The following is a 15,042-nucleotide window of genomic DNA, read 5'->3' as shown; positions in this document are numbered from 1 at the left end:
GGCCTAGCCCTCCGTCACGCTGGCTTGCGCCTGCGCAGCCGCACGAAGCATTGCCTTGGCTTTGTTCATCGTTTCTTCCCACTCGGCCTGCGGATCGGAGTCGGCGACGATGCCGCCGCCGGCCTGCACATGGATTTTTCCGTCCTTGATCACGGCCGTGCGGATCGCAATGGCCATGTCCATGTTGCCGTCCCAGCCCAGGTAACCAACCGCGCCGCCGTAGATGCCGCGTTTGACCGGCTCAAGCTCGTCGATGATCTCCATTGCCCGCACCTTCGGCGCACCTGACAGCGTGCCGGCGGGAAACGTCGCCGCCAGCGCATCCAGGGCATCGAGGCCCGGCTTCAGCGCACCGGTGACGTTGGAAACGATGTGCATGACGTGGCTGTAGCGCTCGACCGTCATCTTTTCGGTCAGGCGCACGCTGCCGATTTCGGAGACGCGGCCGACATCATTGCGACCGAGGTCGATCAGCATCAGATGCTCGGCAATCTCCTTGGGATCCGCGAGCAGTTCGCGCTCCAGCGCCTGATCTTCTTCCGGCGTTGCTCCGCGCCGACGCGTGCCAGCGATGGGCCGCACGTTGATCTCACTGTCCTGCATGTTCACCAGGATCTCCGGCGACGAGCCGACGACGTGGTGGTCACCGAGATCCATGTAATACAGATACGGCGATGGATTGAGTCGGCGAATGGCGCGGTACAGCTGCACCGGATCGGCCGAGAACGGCGCGGTCAGGCGCTGCGACGGCACCACCTGCATGACATCGCCCGCCGCCGTGTACGCCTTGATGCGCTCGACCGCCGCCTTGTAGCCGGCTTCACCCAGCCCCGACACGAATGGCAGCTCCGCATCGACCGACGCCAGCGGCGCGCGCGAGGCCACCAACGGCGCGGCCAGCAGGGACTCGATCTGGTCCAGACGCGACTGCGCGCGGCGCAGATCGGCGTCATCCGCCGGGTCCGCGTGCACTACCAGGGTCAGGGTCGCGCGCAGGGTATCGAACACCACCAGCTCGTCGGCCAGCATCAACAACACATCCGGCGTTCCAAGTGCATCCGGTTTGCGCGTTCCGGCCAGCTTGGGCTCGAAATAGCGCACGCAGTCGTAGCCGAAATAGCCGACCAGACCGCCAGAGAAACGCGGCAGGCCAGGCTCCGGACGCACCCGATAGCGAGCGGCATAGTCGCGAATCCATCCGATCGGATCGGCCGTTTCGGCGCGCTCGACGATCTCACCGTCGTGGCTGAGTTCGACGTTGTGGCCAACGACACGCAACACCTCGCGCGACGGCAGGCCAATGAAGGAATACCGCCCCCAGCGTTCACCGCCCTGCATCGATTCGAGCAGGAACGAAAACGGTCTCGGGGCGGCGCCCGGCGCCGAGGCGCGGGACAGCTTGAGGTAGGCTCCGACCGGCGTATCGAGGTCGCCGGGCAGTTCGCGCGTCAGCGCAATGCGGTTGTAGGCAGCGGTCATGATTGTGGCGATATCTGTGGCGCGCAGCGCGCGCAAAGGTGAACGAAATACAGCGGAAACGCTAGACAGCGTTCCGGTTCACCATCGCCAGTTTTCGCGCCCCATATGGCTGATGCTGGGGCACGCGGACGGTTCGATCATGACCTGCATGACCTTCAATCCGCCTTGGCAATCTGTTCGCGCATGGCTGCAATTGTAGCCGCGTAATCGGATTTGCCAAAGATTGCCGAACCGGCAACGAAGGTATCGGCTCCGGCTGCGGCAATTTCCCCGATGTTGTCGACCTTGACGCCACCGTCGATTTCGAGCCGGATCTCACGGCCGCTGGCATCGATCAGGGCGCGCGCCTCGCGCAGCTTTGCCAGCGCGGACGGCAGGAAGCTCTGCCCGCCGAAGCCCGGGTTGACCGACATCAGCAGCACCATGTCGATCTTGTCCATCACATATTTCAGGCAATCCAGCGGCGTCGCCGGATTGAACACCAGTCCGGTCTTGCAGCCGGCGTCCCTGATCGCCTGCAGGCTGCGGTCGATGTGTCGCGTCGCCTCCGGGTGGAAGGTAATGTAGCTGGCGCCGGCGGCGGCGAACTCGGCCGCCAGTGCATCAACCGGCTCGACCATCAAATGCACGTCGATCGGCGCCTGGATGCCGTACTTGCGCAGCGCGCTGCAGATCGCCGGCCCGAAGGTCAGGTTCGGCACGTAATGGTTGTCCATGACGTCGAAATGCACGATATCGGCGCCCGCGTCGAGCACGCGTGCGACGTCGTCGCCCAGACGGGCGAGATCCGCCGAAAGGATGCTGGGGGCAATCAGGGGCGTGAGCTTGGCCATCGGTCGGGTCTTCACAGGTCGAGCCAGGATGCGGCGGCGTGCATTATTCCAGATTCGCTGCGATACGACCCCCGGCCTTTACCACCCCCGGCCGCTTGTCCACAATGCCGCCTTTCGCGGCGCGTCCTGCCGCTGGAGCCGTGCATGCAAGCCCTTTTTGAATCGACCTTGACCAGCGTTCCCTTGTTGCACAAAGGCAAGGTGCGCGACATCTATGCGCTCGGCGACCGCCACATGTTGATTGTCACCAGCGATCGCCTGTCCGCCTTCGATGTGATCCTGCCACAGCCGATTCCCGGCAAGGGCGCGGTCCTGACCGCGGTCAGCAACTTCTGGATGGAGCGATTCAGCCGGATTCTGCCGAATCACCTCGCACCCGAAGTCGATCTGGCGCAGTACCTGACGCCGGCGGAGATGCAGCAGGTCGCGGGCCGCAGCAACGTCGTACGCAAGCTCAAGGCGCTCCCGATCGAAGCGGTCGCGCGCGGCTACCTGATCGGCAGCGGCTGGAAGGACTACCAGAAGACCGGCGCGGTCTGCGGCATCGCACTACCCTCCGGCCTGCGCCTTGCCGACCGGCTGCCGGCGCCGATCTTCACGCCGGCCGACAAGGCCCCGGTCGGCCAGCACGACGAGAACATCGACTTCGCCGAAGTCGAACGCCGCATCGGCGCCGATCTGGCCGCGCAGGTTCGTGACACAACACTGCGCCTGTATCGCGAAGCCGCCGAATTCGCCCTGGCCCGCGGCATCATCATTGCCGACACCAAGTTCGAGTTCGGCGTCGACGAAAAGGGCACCCTGCACCTGATCGACGAGGCACTGACCCCGGATTCTTCGCGCTTCTGGCCGGCCGAGACCTACCAGCCTGGCATCAGCCCACCCAGCTTCGACAAGCAGTTCATCCGCGACTACCTGGAAACGCTGGACTGGGACAAGAAAGCGCCCGGCCCGACGCTGCCGCAGGAGATCATCGACAAGAGCGCTGCGAAGTATCGCGAGGCCCAGCGGCTGCTGACCGGCGCCTGAGTTCGGAGTTGTGACCTTCTTCTCTGCGGTGGTGCTGCTGTTCCTGGTGATGGATCCGCTGGGCAACCTGCCGCTGTTCCTGTCAGCGTTGAAGCAAGTGCCACCGGAGCGTCAGCGCCGTGTGGTACTGCGCGAAATGCTGATCGCCCTGCTGGTCCTGATGCTTTTCCTGTTCCTCGGCGGCAGCCTGCTGCGCCTGCTGGGCTTGTCAGAACCCGCGCTGTCCGCCGCCGGCGGCATAATCCTGATGATCATCGCGCTGCGCATGGTGTTCCCGTCACGCGAGCATTCACTGGAGGAAGACGTTCCCAGCGAACCTTTCATCGTGCCGCTGGCGATCCCCTACGTTGCCGGTCCGTCATCGATGGCCACGGTGCTGCTGCTGATGAGCCGCGAGCCGGAGCGCTGGATGGAGTGGACCGGCGCGGTGCTGACCGCCTGGATCCTGTGCCTGCCGATCATGCTGTCGGCCACCAGCCTGAGCCGGCGCCTCGGCCAGCGTGGGCTGACTGCGATCGAACGCCTGATGGGACTGATCCTGGTCACGATTGCTGTCGAGATGCTGATGACCGGCGTTTCGCAGTGGTGGCAGCTGCACCGCTGATCGCAAGTCACCTCGGACGAGACGCGACTCGCCGCGCTGCTATGCTGCGGCATACCGCTAAAAATACGGGGGTTCGCATGACCGTTGCACTGTGGTGCGTCCTGGTAGCCGCACTGCTACATCTGCCGTTCACGCTGGCAGCCAAATGGAGTCGTCGCTTCGACAATGCGCGGCCGCGTGATTACATGGATCAGCTCGACGGCTGGCGCAAACGCGCGCACTGGAGCCAGCTGAACATGATCGAGGCGTTTCCGGTCTTTGCCGCCGCCGTGCTGACCGCGCACATCGTGGCGGGCCCGCAGCGCGCAGCCGACGGCCTCGCCATTGCATTCGTACTGCTGCGTCTGGCCTACGGCGTATGCTACGTCGCAGACCAGGCGACACTGCGCTCGTTAATGTGGATGGGGGCGCTGGGCTGCAGCGTTGGCCTGTTCATCGTTGCTGCCACTGCCTGAGGACACCCGACATGCAGATCAAGATCGAGATCGACGTCCGCCCGGATGAATTGCGCCGTTTCCTCGGCCTGCCGGATGTGGCCGGCCTGCAGGACGACGTCGTTGCATTCCTGCGCGACAAGATTGGCGCCGCTGGCGAGTTCGACGCCGGAGATTTCGTCAAGCACAACGTCGAAACCCTGCGCAGTAACCCGACCTGGCAGAAACTGGTGGGCAAGCTACGCATTGTCGAGGCGGTTGACGAAGTCGCCGCAGCAGCAATGGCTGCAACATCAGCGCCCAAGGCCGCGCCGGGCAAGGCGCGGGCACGCAAGACCGCAAAAACGAGCCGGCGACGTGCGAAGAAAACTGCTGAGTAAGCTGCCTGCGAAAGGCGCTCAGGCCGCCTGATCGGGAAGCTGTGCCGGCTGCGACAGATCGCGAATCAGCCCGCGCCACAAACGTCGGCGCACGTCGTGATCGCGCAGCAAGCGGTTGCGCGATTCCGGAAACAGATCCAGCTGATCGCGCAGCAGTTCACCGACGCCGCGCGCACGCCGGGCAACGCGCAGGCGTTCGCCCAGCTCGTTGACATGGCCGCGTGCCGCATCCGCTTCATGCAAAGCCAGTGTGGTGACACCACCGAACACGCGGTCGAGATGTATCTGGCGGATCTGCGCCGCCGGGCGGAATCGAGTCTTCATAGTCCAATCATCAACAAAAAGGGGCTGAAGGAATCCTCCCCCAGCCCCGTAGCCGTCATCGCGAGTGACGGCGGGAGTTCACAACTCCCCCAACAGTCGTGGCTTAGGCCGCGGCCTTGGCAACTTTCTTTGCAGCCTTACGCACGGTCTTCTTCGCAGCCTTGGTGGCCTTGGTGGCCTTGGCCTTCACCGTCGGCTTGCCGACGATGACCGAGCTGATGCTGCTGTAGCCGCCCTTGACAGTCTTGGCGAGCTGGTCACCGGTCTTGGTCACTGCGCTCAGCGACTCGGTGTAGGCGCCCACGACCGTGGTCTTGCCTTCCGGCAGATACGCGATCGGGTTGGCGGCAACAGCCTTGAAACCATCCGTCTTGGCCTTGGTGAAGCTGGCCTGGGCCAGATCGATCAGTTCCTTGCCGGCCGCAACCTGGGTCTGGACCAGGGTCTGCACGCCGTCAACAACGATGGCGTTAACCGCCTTCAGCGTCTCAAAGCCGGTTTCCAGAACTTCCTGGCCGCGCATGACCACCAGATCCGTACGCGACTTCACGTCGCCGACAATGCTCTGAACATCCATGATTCTCTCCGTTAACTACCTGATATGTAACCCGTTCAACCCCGAATGTTGCGTTGCAACATTTGCTGCATCGCATCATATTCGTGCGTCTGGAAGCTGTCAACGCGGTTCTCAGGTCAGGCGACAAACGGTCGCAGCGCATCGCAACGTCCGATTCGGCGTGCACATTCAGGCCACCCTGGCGAGCGATCTGTACCGGTTTGTGTATGCTCGCGCCCATGGGCGACTTGCTACAGCGAATTCGTGAACACCTCTGGGACAGCGCGGCAATCACCCGCTATCCGCAGCGTCTGATTGCCGTCGCGCGCTATCTGTTTGTGCTGTTGCGCGACCTGCTCGAAGGCCAGCTCAGCATGCGCGCGATGAGCCTGGTCTACACCACCCTGCTGTCGATCGTGCCGCTACTGGCACTGTCGTTCTCGGTACTCAAGGCACTTGGCGCGCACAATTCGCTCGAACCAGTGCTTCTGGAGTTCCTGCGACCACTCGGCCCCCAGGCCGAAACGCTGACCGCCAATATCATCGGATTTGTGGAAAACATCCGCGTCGGCCTGCTCGGCTCGGTCGGTGTCGCGTTGCTGATGTGGGCAGCCATCTCCCTGATCCAGAAGGTCGAGGCGGCCTTCAACTACATCTGGCGTATCGAGCGTCCACGCCCACTATCGCAACGCCTCGGCGAGTACTTTGCGGTGCTGACCGTAGGCCCGGTTGCGATCTTTCTGGCGTTGGGCGCAACCGCCAGCGTGTTGAACAGCGAAATCATGTCCCGCATCGCCGCGGTCGAGCCCCTGGGTCTGCTGATCTATATGGGAACCCGACTGCTGCCCTATGTGCTGATTGTTGGCGCATTCACCTTTCTGTACGGCTTCATGCCGAATACCCGCGTGCGTTGGTCTGCCGCCGCGGCCGGCGGCCTGGTCGCGGGCCTGCTGTGGCAGAGTGGAAGCGCGGCGTTTGCCTCCTTCGTCAGTTCGGCAACCAACTACAACGCGATCTATTCGGGCTTCGCGATCCTGATTTTCCTGCTCATCTGGCTGCACGTCGGCTGGCTGATCCTGCTGATCGGTTGCCAGCTGGCCTTTTATGTACAGCACCCCGAACACCTGAAACCGCAACGCACTCCCGCTTTGCTGTCACCCAGGGAGACCGAATTCCTTGCGCTGACGATCATGAGCCTGGTTGGCACCCGCTTCATTCGCGGCGAGTCCGGCCTGACCCAGGAACAGCTCAGCTTGAAACTGGACGCGGAACCCGAACACGTTGCGCGCGTGGTCGACGTTCTGGTTTATCACGGTCTGCTCGCCGAAGCCGGCCACGATCGCACCCAGCTGATTCCGGGCATCGATCTCGACTCAATTGAACTATCACGGCTGTGGCGTCTGGTTCGGGCCGGTCTGGGCGGACGTCCGGGCCTCCGCCTGCCGGCCGCAAGCCAGGTCAGCGAACTGCTGGACCAGAGCGAACTGGCATTCGAGGCACAAACCGGCTCGATGAGCCTCCGCCGCTGGCTTACGCAGGCGAATTCCAAACCCTGATCTGCCCGACACAAGGCGTGGCACGCCTATAATTGCCGCATTCCCAAGTCCAATCGCGAATCCGGGCCAACAGCCGGACGCGATCTTTGCAATCGGAGGAGAGTCCGAATGGAACGAGTCTGGCTGGCCGAATACCCGGCCGCGGTCCCGCATGACATCAATCCCGGCGCCTATGCATCGGTCGCCGAAGTGCTCGAGCGCACCTGTGCCGAGCATCGCGGGCAGATCGCCTATGAGTGTATGGGAGTAACCCTGAGTTATGACGACCTGGATCGCCTGAGTCAGGATTTCGCGTCCTACCTTCAAAACGTGCTCGGCTTTCACAAGGGCGACCGCGTCGCGCTGATGATGCCGAATCTGCTGCAGTACCCGGTCGCGCTGTTCGGCGTGCTGCGCGCTGGCATGACTGTCGTCAACGTCAATCCGCTATATACGCCCCGTGAGCTCGAGCATCAGCTGAAGGACAGCGGCGCGCGCGCGATCGTGATCGTCGAGAATTTCTGTCACACGCTGCAGCAGGTCATCCGCAAGACTCCGATCGAAAAGGTCATCACGACGCAGGTCGCCGATCTGGCGTCCTTTCCCAAGAGTCTGCTGATCAATGCAGCAGCCAAGTACGTCAAGAAGCTGGTCCCGAAGTGGGACATCCCGGGCGCGGTCCCGCTGCGCACGGCACTGGCACGCGGCAAGGCACAGCCTTATATGCGGATCGAGTTGAGCCACCGGGATCTCGCATTTCTGCAGTACACCGGCGGCACCACCGGACTGTCCAAGGGCGCAATGCTTTCGCACGGCAACGTGGTTGCGAATCTCGAGCAGATCTACGCCTGGATGAATCCGTTCATGCAGCGCGACAACGCGATCGTCATCACCGCACTGCCGCTGTATCACATCTTTGCGCTGGTGGTGAATTGCCTGCTGTTCGTAAAGCTCGGCGCCAAGAACGTACTGATCACCAACCCGCGCGACATGCCGGGCTTCGTCGCCGAACTCAAGCGCCATCCGTTCACCGCGATCACGGGCGTGAATACCCTGTTCAACGGCCTGCTGCATACGCCTGGATTCGACACCATCGATTTTTCAACGATGCAGCTGTCGATCGGCGGCGGCACCGCGGTTCAGCGCGCCGTCGCAGAAAAGTGGCAGCAGGTCACCGGCGTCGCACTCAGTGAAGGCTATGGCCTGACCGAATGCTCCCCGGTGGTCAGCTTCACGCCGCTGGACAAGCCGGAATGGAATGGCAGCATCGGCGTTCCCGTGCCGTCGACTCTGGTCAGCCTGCGCGACGACAACAATCAGGAAGTGCCGCTCGGCACGCCCGGCGAACTCTGCGTCAAGGGCCCGCAAGTGATGCAGGGCTATTGGCAGAAACCCAACGATGGCAGCACCTTCAGTGTTGACGGCTGGCTCAAGACCGGCGATATCGCCGTCATGGACGCCAAAGGCTACTTCACCATTGTCGACCGCAAGAAGGACATGATCCTGGTCTCGGGATTCAATGTCTTCCCCAACGAGATCGAGGCGGTCGTCGCGATGCACCCCGGCGTGCTCGAATGCGCCTGCGTCGGCATCCCTGACGAAAAGTCAGGCGAAGCCGCCAAGGTATTCGTCGTCAAGAAGGACCCGCAGCTGACCACCGAAGCACTGATGGCGTATTGCCGCGAGAATCTCACCGGCTACAAGGTGCCGCGCCACATCGTCTTCATCGATCAGCTGCCGAAGAGCAATGTCGGCAAGATCCTGCGCAAGGAACTGCGCGACGATGCCACCGCCAAGGCCTGATGCGGATGCGCATCGCGCCTGGCTGACCCGCGCGATCGAACTGGGCCGCAGCAATCTGGTCAGCGGCGACGGCGGCCCGTTCGGCGCCGTGATCGTGATGGATGGACAGGTCATCGGCGAAGGCCGCAATCAGGTTCTGCAGACGCATGACCCGACGGCGCATGCCGAAGTCATGGCTCTGCGCCAGGCCTGCACCCGGCTGGGACGGCACCAGCTACCGCAGGCGATTCTGTACAGCTCCTGCGAGCCCTGCCCGATGTGCCTGTCAGCCGCCTATTGGGCGCACATCCCACGCGTGTACTTTGCCGCGACGCGCGACGATGCGGCTGCCGCGGGTTTCATCGACGCCGAGCTGTACGCGCTGTTCGAACAACGCAAGCGCGCGACGATGGCGATCGAGCAGATCGACCTGCCCGAAGCACGCGCAGCGCTAAGCGCCTGGATCGACAGCCCGCTGCATCAGCCTTACTGAACGCGGATCGCTGCGGCAAACGCGCAGCGATCAGGTAGCGCGCATAAAATCAGGTCGCGTCAGGCAGCGTGATATTCATTTCCAGCACTTCGAGACCGTCCTCGCGCTGGACCTGAACATTCACGGCGCTGTCCGGAACCTGGACGTACTTACGCACCACCAGCAGCAGCTCTTCGCGCAACTTCGGCAGATACACCGGACCGTTGGCGCGACCTTCGCGCTGGTGCGCCACGACGACCTTGAGCCGGTCCTTGGCAATCGACGCGGTCTGCTTGGTGGGCGGCGCGCGGAATAATTTGAGCCAGTCCATCGCGCCCTCCTCAGGTCCCGAAGAGGCGACCGAAGAGCCCCTTCTTTTCAGCGGTCAGGAACCGATGCGGCCGGTCTTCGCCAAGGAAGCGCGAGACCAGATCGTCGTACGCTGCTGCCGCGTCAGTCTCCTTGGCGGTAATCACCGGCGCACCAGCATTGGACGAGGTCAGCACCGCCTGCGACTCCGGAATCACGCCGAGCAGCGGAATCGCCAGAATATCCTTGACGTCGTCGACCGAAAGCATCTCACCCTTGTCGACGCGCACCGGGTTGTAACGCGTCAGCACCAGATGCTCCTTGACCCGCCCCTCGCCCGCCTCGGCCTTGCGCGTCTTGCTCGACAGCAGCCCCAGCACGCGATCGGAATCTCGCACCGAGGACACTTCCGGGTTGGTCACCACCAACGCTTCATCGGCAAAGTACATCGCCAGATGCGCACCCTTCTCGATCCCGGCCGGAGAGTCGCAGACGACGTAATCGAACTCCTTGCCCAACTCGCCCAGCACGCGCTCGACACCTTCAGCGGTCAGCGCGTCCTTGTCACGCGTCTGACTGGCGGCAAGGATGTACAGATTGTCGAGCTGCTTGTCCTTGATCAAGGCCTGACGCAAGGTCGCTTCGCCATTGAGAACGTTGACGAAGTCGAACACAACGCGGCGCTCGCACCCCATGATCAGATCGAGATTGCGCAAGCCGACGTCAAAATCGATGACGGCGGTCCTGTGTCCGCGCATCGCAAGTCCGGTTGCAAACGAGGCACTCGTGGTGGTCTTGCCAACCCCACCCTTGCCTGAAGTGACTACCACAATCTTTGCCAAGGTACTGTCCCCTCAACGGCTCGCCCCACTCAGGAGCACAAAATGCGTTACTGCTGCGGGCCCGAGCCCGGCAGCCGCTCAATTCTCAGTTTGCCATCGACCAGAAGAACCTGCGCGGCCTTGCCACGCAATTCGCCCTGCATCTGCTCGGCCACGGCATAGACGCCGGCCACGGCGACCAGATCAGCTTCCAGCTTGCTGCAAAACACGCGCGCGGTGGTGTCACCCCGGGCGCCGGCGATCGCGCGGCCGCGCAGATGGCCGTAGACGTGGACACATCCGTCGGCGATCACCTCGGCACCAGCGCCGACCATGCTCAACACGATCAGGTCTCCATCGGTGGCATAGATCTGCTGCCCGGAGCGCACCGGCTCTGTGATGATCCGCGTCGGCTTGCGCACGGCGACTGCCGCCACCGGCTCCACAACCGTCGCTTCGGCGGCTGCAGCGGCTGCGGCACCCCGCTTGCCGCGTCCACCGGACTCTGCAGGCACCACGGCCAGTCCCCAGCTTTTCGCCGCTTCGGCCAACGGACCGTCGGCGACACCGATCGGCTGCATGCCGACCTCGCGCATTGCGGCGAGAATGCCGCCCAGCTCGCAGGCGTATTCGGACTCCAGCACCACCGGCATGCCGCGCACGGCCTGCGGCATCTGGCGCGCAAAATCCTGGAGCTGTGCACCGATCGCGGCGACGTCGGGGTCAAGGATGCGCGCACGTGTCAGTGACAGCATGCGACCCTTGAATTCAAGCGCTTTTTTCGGCGTCATGTTGGTGTTTTGTGGATGTGTGATTGTACATCCTTTTGACCCATTGCTCGTGAATCGCACTTCAACCCTGCCACTTTGGTGGTAGCGTGCTGTCAGCTTGTCGCGCATGGCGCGTGTTTTGCTTCGCGCTGTTTTACAAGACCACCGAGATCGGGAAAAAAGGCCCGCAACCATGGCCATTGACTGGCATCAGTATCGCTGCAAAGGGTATTTCGACGAGCTGTTCGAGGCCCCTGGAATTGCACGTCCGGCCGCACGGACGCTGGTGGAACATCTGGCACAGATGTCCGCTTCCGAACTATCCGAGCGGCGCATCGCTGCCGAACTGGCGATCAAGATCATGGGCGTCACGTTTACGGTCTACTCCGAAGGCCGCAACGTCGATCGTTCGTGGCCGTTCGACATCATTCCACGCACCATTGGCCGGGCGGAATGGGAACGTACCGAGCGTGGATTGCAGCAGCGCGCGACGGCCCTGAATCATTTCATTCAGGATATTTACGGCCCGCAGAAGATTGTCCGCGACAAGGTTTTTCCGGGAAGCCTGCTGAAGGAATCGGCCAATTTCAGAAAGCAGTGCATCGGCATGAAACCCCGCAACGGTGTTTGGGCCCACATCTGCGGCAGCGATCTGGTGCGCGATGGCGACGGCACCCTGTACGTGCTTGAAGACAATCTGCGCGTACCGTCCGGCGTCAGCTACATGGTGGAAAACCGGCTGGTAACCAAGCGCGTATTCCCCGAGCTGTTTCAGAACAGCACGATCCTGCCGGTCGACGATTACCCGGCTCAGCTTTACGACATGCTAGCCGCAATGTCGCCGCGCCCTGGCAATCGCCCGAGCATCGTGCTGCTGACCCCCGGCATCTTCAACTCAGCGTACTTCGAGCACTCCTGGCTGGCACAGCAGATGGGCATCGAGCTGGTGCAGGGTTCGGATCTATTCGTCGGCGATGACGATATCGTCTATATGCGCACGATCTATGGCCCTAAGCGGGTCGACGTGATTTATCGCCGCATCGACGACCTGTTCCTCGATCCCGAGGTCTTCCACAAGGACTCCATCCTCGGCGTTGCCGGACTGATGCGCGCCTGGCTGAAGAACAAGGTCGCTTTGGTCAATGCGCCTGGCGCCGGCGTCGCCGACGACAAGGTGGTCTACGCCTTCGTCCCGGAGATGATCCGTTATTACCTGGGGGAAGACGCGATCCTGCCCAACGTGCCGAGTTATCTGTGCATGCGCAAACGGGACCGCGATCATGTGCTGGCCAATCTCGACAAGTTGGTGGTCAAACCCGCCAACGAGTCGGGCGGCTACGGCATGATGATTGGACCGCGTGCGAGCAAGAAGGAACGTGAAAAATTTGCCGACCTGATCCAGGCCAACCCGCGCAATTACATGGCTCAGCCCACACTCTCGCTCTCAACTGCGCCCACTCTGGCCGACGGCGCCATCGAGCCGCGGCATCTGGACCTGCGCCCCTTCATCCTGTCGCGCGGCGACTCGGTCTACGTCACGACGGGCGGCCTGACCCGCGTGGCGATGACCAAAGGCTCGCTGGTGGTCAACAGCTCACAGGGCGGCGGCGCCAAGGACACCTGGATCGTCGATCTCGACGGCGAGCCGGAAGTATTGACCGTCAACACCCAGTCGCAGGCACAAAGCCAGACCGCACCGGCCGTCGCCAAGACACCGCGCAGCGCGCGCAAACGGAGGGCCGCCTGATGCTGTCCCGCGTTGCCGAAGACCTTTACTGGTTCGGTCGTTACATTCAACGCGCCGAAAACACCGCCCGCCTGATCGCGGTGCATTCCGACCTACTGCTGGATCTGCCCCGAAATGTGGATTTCAGCTGGTCCGTTCTGGTGCAGATCCTGGGCGTTGATGCTCAGTTCGAAGCCAGCTATGGCGACGACTACAGCGAGACCAATGTCGTCCGCTTCCTGATCATCGACGCCGAAAACCCCAGTTCGATTGCTAACTCGCTGAGGTCCGCGCGCGAGATCCTGCGCACGGTGCGCGAAGCGATGCCGCGGGACATCTGGGAGCATCTCAATGACTTGCATCTTCTGGTCCAGGATCGCGGCGACAAATTCCTGGGCCGCAGCAAGCGCCTGGAACTGCTCGGCAAGGTCGAAGATATGTCGCTGTTCATCTATGGGGTGCTGACTGCCGGGATGAGCCACGACGTTGGTTTTCAGTTCATGCGCATCGGCACCAATCTGGAGCAAGCCGACATGACAACGCGCATCGTTGATGTGCGCACCTCCGGCCTGATCCGACCGACAGCCGCCGATGAACAGCTGCGGCCGTTCCAGAACATCCAGTGGATGAGCGTGCTCAACTCTCTGGCGGCGTACCAGATGTATCGTCGTCATGAGCGCGCACGCGTCCGCGGCGCCGCGGTTTTGCGCTATCTGTCACAGGATCGCGAATTTCCGCGCTCGGTGATGTTCTGCCTGAACATGATTGCCAGCACCTTGCCGACGCTGCCGCCGAACCGCTCCCTGGAGCGCGTACTGCAGCGCACGCGCGCGCTGGTCAGCGACGCCAACCTGGAGAAACTGGCCGAGTCCGGCCTGCACGAATGGATCGACGAGATCCAGATCGGCCTGGCCAAGCTGAACGACGCGATCAGCGCCAGCTACTTCAAGGCTTAAGCCCAAGCACGCCGCGCCGGGGCAACCCGGCCGGCGCAGCTCGGGAGCTGCAATCAGTAGGATTGATCGTCCAGCAGGCTTTGCTGCGCTTCCGGCAGTTCCCACTCGAAGCGCGGCAGATTGCGGAAGGCATTGACCAGCTGCAGCCCCCAGGCTTCGCGCAGCTGCGCCAGTAATGGCGTATCCAGATCCAGCCGCAAAGTATGGGTGATGCGCAAGGCATCCCGAGGCAGAATCGCAACATCGATCGGCGGACCGACCGAAATATTCGATTTCATCGTCGAATCCAGCGACACCAACGCGCAACGCGCGGCATCTTCCAGCGACACCGGCGGCCGGATCACACGATCCAGAATCGGCTTGCCATACTTGCTCTCGCCAATCTGCAGATACGGCGTTTCCGGCGAAGTCGAGATGCAGTTGCCTTCCGGATAGATCAGATACAGACAGGGTTCTTCGCCCTGAATCTGGCCGCCCAGAATCAGCGTGGTACGCAAATCGAGCGTGCTGCCCACCTGCATCTGCGCCACGGTTTCACGCTGAGCCTTGACCGACAGCGAACCGAGATATTCCGCCGCATCGAACATATGCCGAACCTTGCGCAGGTTGGTCAGGGCATTGGGATCTTCAAGATCACGGCGCAGGTGGGCAATCACCGTTTGCGTCGTCGCCAGGTTGCCGGCCGACAGCACGACAAACACGCGCTCGCCAGGAAATTCAAATACGTGCAGCTTGTTATAGGTGCGCACATCATCGACGCCCGCGCTGGTGCGGGTATCGGCGGCGAATACCAGACCTTCGTTGACCTTGATGGCGACGCAGTAAGTCATGCGATGGTTGCTCGTACGGAAGGCTTAAAACACCCCCACCGGCGCGGCCGGCGGGATACGCGGCCGCGTAGTGTAGGGTCGCTTGGCCGCAACGTCACGACCAATTCGCGCACCGTGGCCCAAGCACAAGCTGTGCCGCGGGGGGCTGATTCGCAAGCTGGCAGCAGACCAGGCCTTTGAATCAGCCGACCAACGTCACGCC

The 15,042-nt window shown here is 62.5% G+C and carries 17 protein-coding genes; 9 read left to right on the top strand and 8 right to left on the bottom strand.

The window, feature by feature from the left end:
- Nucleotides 1-3: 3 nt before the first annotated feature.
- Nucleotides 4-1,479 carry an anthranilate synthase component I gene (gene trpE, locus E4T66_RS02370; protein ID WP_136847290.1) on the bottom strand — a complete coding sequence of 492 codons (1,476 nt, stop codon included), beginning with the start codon at nucleotides 1,477-1,479 and terminating at the stop codon, nucleotides 4-6.
- Nucleotides 1,480-1,634: 155 nt separating this feature from the next.
- Complete coding sequence (gene rpe / locus E4T66_RS02365) at nucleotides 1,635-2,312, bottom strand: ribulose-phosphate 3-epimerase (protein ID WP_136847289.1); 678 nt, start codon at nucleotides 2,310-2,312, stop codon at nucleotides 1,635-1,637.
- A gap of 144 nt (nucleotides 2,313-2,456) precedes the next feature.
- On the opposite strand from rpe, the gene E4T66_RS02360 reads away from it, so the two are divergent.
- The 4 genes from E4T66_RS02360 to E4T66_RS02345 all read left to right on the top strand — a co-directional run bounded on the left by E4T66_RS02360 (nucleotide 2,457) and on the right by E4T66_RS02345 (nucleotide 4,759).
- Complete coding sequence (locus tag E4T66_RS02360) at nucleotides 2,457-3,341, top strand: phosphoribosylaminoimidazolesuccinocarboxamide synthase (RefSeq protein WP_136847288.1); 885 nt, start codon at nucleotides 2,457-2,459, stop codon at nucleotides 3,339-3,341.
- A 10-nt stretch (nucleotides 3,342-3,351) separates the two neighbouring features.
- On the top strand, nucleotides 3,352-3,945 hold the full coding sequence (locus E4T66_RS02355; protein WP_136847287.1) for a MarC family protein: 594 nt from the start codon (nucleotides 3,352-3,354) through the stop codon (nucleotides 3,943-3,945).
- A 77-nt stretch (nucleotides 3,946-4,022) separates the two neighbouring features.
- On the top strand, nucleotides 4,023-4,400 hold the full coding sequence (locus E4T66_RS02350; protein WP_136847286.1) for an MAPEG family protein: 378 nt from the start codon (nucleotides 4,023-4,025) through the stop codon (nucleotides 4,398-4,400).
- Between the two features lie 11 nt (nucleotides 4,401-4,411).
- Complete coding sequence (locus tag E4T66_RS02345; RefSeq protein ID WP_136847285.1) at nucleotides 4,412-4,759, top strand: hypothetical protein; 348 nt, start codon at nucleotides 4,412-4,414, stop codon at nucleotides 4,757-4,759.
- Between the two features lie 18 nt (nucleotides 4,760-4,777).
- On the opposite strand, the gene E4T66_RS02340 is transcribed toward E4T66_RS02345, so the two are convergent.
- Nucleotides 4,778-5,083: a hypothetical protein gene (locus tag E4T66_RS02340; protein WP_136847284.1), complete on the bottom strand. Its 306-nt coding sequence runs from the start codon at nucleotides 5,081-5,083 to the stop codon at nucleotides 4,778-4,780.
- Nucleotides 5,084-5,186: 103 nt separating this feature from the next.
- Nucleotides 5,187-5,660: a phasin family protein gene (locus E4T66_RS02335; protein WP_136847283.1), complete on the bottom strand. Its 474-nt coding sequence runs from the start codon at nucleotides 5,658-5,660 to the stop codon at nucleotides 5,187-5,189.
- Nucleotides 5,661-5,878: 218 nt separating this feature from the next.
- Here E4T66_RS02335 and E4T66_RS02330 point away from each other — a divergent pair, with 218 nt between their 5' ends.
- The 3 genes from E4T66_RS02330 to E4T66_RS02320 all read left to right on the top strand — a co-directional run bounded on the left by E4T66_RS02330 (nucleotide 5,879) and on the right by E4T66_RS02320 (nucleotide 9,449).
- A complete protein-coding gene (locus E4T66_RS02330; protein WP_136847282.1) occupies nucleotides 5,879-7,195 on the top strand; it encodes a YihY/virulence factor BrkB family protein in 1,317 nt (438 codons plus the stop codon).
- A 108-nt stretch (nucleotides 7,196-7,303) separates the two neighbouring features.
- Entirely contained in the window at nucleotides 7,304-8,977 is a 1,674-nt protein-coding gene (locus tag E4T66_RS02325; protein ID WP_136847281.1) for an AMP-binding protein, read from the top strand.
- On the top strand, nucleotides 8,958-9,449 hold the full coding sequence (locus E4T66_RS02320; protein WP_136847280.1) for a nucleoside deaminase: 492 nt from the start codon (nucleotides 8,958-8,960) through the stop codon (nucleotides 9,447-9,449). Before E4T66_RS02325 ends, E4T66_RS02320 begins: the two co-directional genes overlap by 20 nt.
- A gap of 49 nt (nucleotides 9,450-9,498) precedes the next feature.
- Here the strand turns inward: E4T66_RS02320 and minE are convergent, their stop codons facing one another.
- The 3 genes from minE to minC are packed head-to-tail and all read right to left on the bottom strand — an operon-like array spanning nucleotide 9,499 to nucleotide 11,349.
- Nucleotides 9,499-9,759, bottom strand: coding sequence for a cell division topological specificity factor MinE (minE, locus tag E4T66_RS02315; protein WP_136847279.1), 261 nt, complete (start codon nucleotides 9,757-9,759; stop codon nucleotides 9,499-9,501).
- Nucleotides 9,760-9,769: 10 nt separating this feature from the next.
- The gene (gene minD, locus E4T66_RS02310; RefSeq protein ID WP_136847278.1) at nucleotides 9,770-10,579 is read right to left on the bottom strand and encodes a septum site-determining protein MinD; all 810 of its coding nucleotides are present in this window, start codon (nucleotides 10,577-10,579) and stop codon (nucleotides 9,770-9,772) included.
- Nucleotides 10,580-10,626: 47 nt separating this feature from the next.
- On the bottom strand, nucleotides 10,627-11,349 hold the full coding sequence (gene minC, locus E4T66_RS02305; RefSeq protein WP_136847277.1) for a septum site-determining protein MinC: 723 nt from the start codon (nucleotides 11,347-11,349) through the stop codon (nucleotides 10,627-10,629).
- A 172-nt stretch (nucleotides 11,350-11,521) separates the two neighbouring features.
- On the opposite strand from minC, the gene E4T66_RS02300 reads away from it, so the two are divergent.
- On the top strand, nucleotides 11,522-13,075 hold the full coding sequence (locus E4T66_RS02300) for a circularly permuted type 2 ATP-grasp protein (RefSeq protein WP_136847276.1): 1,554 nt from the start codon (nucleotides 11,522-11,524) through the stop codon (nucleotides 13,073-13,075).
- Nucleotides 13,075-14,010, top strand: coding sequence for an alpha-E domain-containing protein (locus tag E4T66_RS02295; RefSeq protein ID WP_136847275.1), 936 nt, complete (start codon nucleotides 13,075-13,077; stop codon nucleotides 14,008-14,010). The genes E4T66_RS02300 and E4T66_RS02295 overlap by 1 nt, the downstream gene beginning before the upstream one ends.
- A gap of 53 nt (nucleotides 14,011-14,063) precedes the next feature.
- On the opposite strand, the gene E4T66_RS02290 is transcribed toward E4T66_RS02295, so the two are convergent.
- On the bottom strand, nucleotides 14,064-14,840 hold the full coding sequence (locus E4T66_RS02290; RefSeq protein WP_136847274.1) for a proteasome-type protease: 777 nt from the start codon (nucleotides 14,838-14,840) through the stop codon (nucleotides 14,064-14,066).
- Between the last annotated feature and the right edge of the window lie 202 nt (nucleotides 14,841-15,042).

It is taken from the genome of Sinimarinibacterium arenosum, from assembly GCF_005047655.1.
In the GTDB taxonomy this organism is placed as follows: Bacteria; Pseudomonadota; Gammaproteobacteria; order Nevskiales; family Nevskiaceae; genus Solimonas.
Note: the sequence above shows the minus strand (reverse complement) of the source record. Positions and strands in the feature narration are given on the sequence as shown.

Excerpts from the sequence above, each read along its gene's own strand:
- trpE (WP_136847290.1), bottom strand. The coding sequence starts at position 1,479 with ATGACCGCTGCCTACAACCGCATTGCGCTGACGCGCGAACTGCCCGGC.
- rpe (WP_136847289.1), bottom strand. The coding sequence starts at position 2,312 with ATGGCCAAGCTCACGCCCCTGATTGCCCCCAGCATCCTTTCGGCGGAT.
- E4T66_RS02360 (WP_136847288.1), top strand. The coding sequence starts at position 2,457 with ATGCAAGCCCTTTTTGAATCGACCTTGACCAGCGTTCCCTTGTTGCAC.
- E4T66_RS02350 (WP_136847286.1), top strand. The coding sequence starts at position 4,023 with ATGACCGTTGCACTGTGGTGCGTCCTGGTAGCCGCACTGCTACATCTG.
- E4T66_RS02345 (WP_136847285.1), top strand. The coding sequence starts at position 4,412 with ATGCAGATCAAGATCGAGATCGACGTCCGCCCGGATGAATTGCGCCGT.
- E4T66_RS02340 (WP_136847284.1), bottom strand. The coding sequence starts at position 5,083 with ATGAAGACTCGATTCCGCCCGGCGGCGCAGATCCGCCAGATACATCTC.
- E4T66_RS02335 (WP_136847283.1), bottom strand. The coding sequence starts at position 5,660 with ATGGATGTTCAGAGCATTGTCGGCGACGTGAAGTCGCGTACGGATCTG.
- E4T66_RS02330 (WP_136847282.1), top strand. The coding sequence starts at position 5,879 with ATGGGCGACTTGCTACAGCGAATTCGTGAACACCTCTGGGACAGCGCG.
- E4T66_RS02325 (WP_136847281.1), top strand. The coding sequence starts at position 7,304 with ATGGAACGAGTCTGGCTGGCCGAATACCCGGCCGCGGTCCCGCATGAC.
- E4T66_RS02320 (WP_136847280.1), top strand. The coding sequence starts at position 8,958 with ATGCCACCGCCAAGGCCTGATGCGGATGCGCATCGCGCCTGGCTGACC.
- minE (WP_136847279.1), bottom strand. The coding sequence starts at position 9,759 with ATGGACTGGCTCAAATTATTCCGCGCGCCGCCCACCAAGCAGACCGCG.
- minC (WP_136847277.1), bottom strand. The coding sequence starts at position 11,349 with ATGACGCCGAAAAAAGCGCTTGAATTCAAGGGTCGCATGCTGTCACTG.
- E4T66_RS02300 (WP_136847276.1), top strand. The coding sequence starts at position 11,522 with ATGGCCATTGACTGGCATCAGTATCGCTGCAAAGGGTATTTCGACGAG.
- E4T66_RS02295 (WP_136847275.1), top strand. The coding sequence starts at position 13,075 with ATGCTGTCCCGCGTTGCCGAAGACCTTTACTGGTTCGGTCGTTACATT.
- E4T66_RS02290 (WP_136847274.1), bottom strand. The coding sequence starts at position 14,840 with ATGACTTACTGCGTCGCCATCAAGGTCAACGAAGGTCTGGTATTCGCC.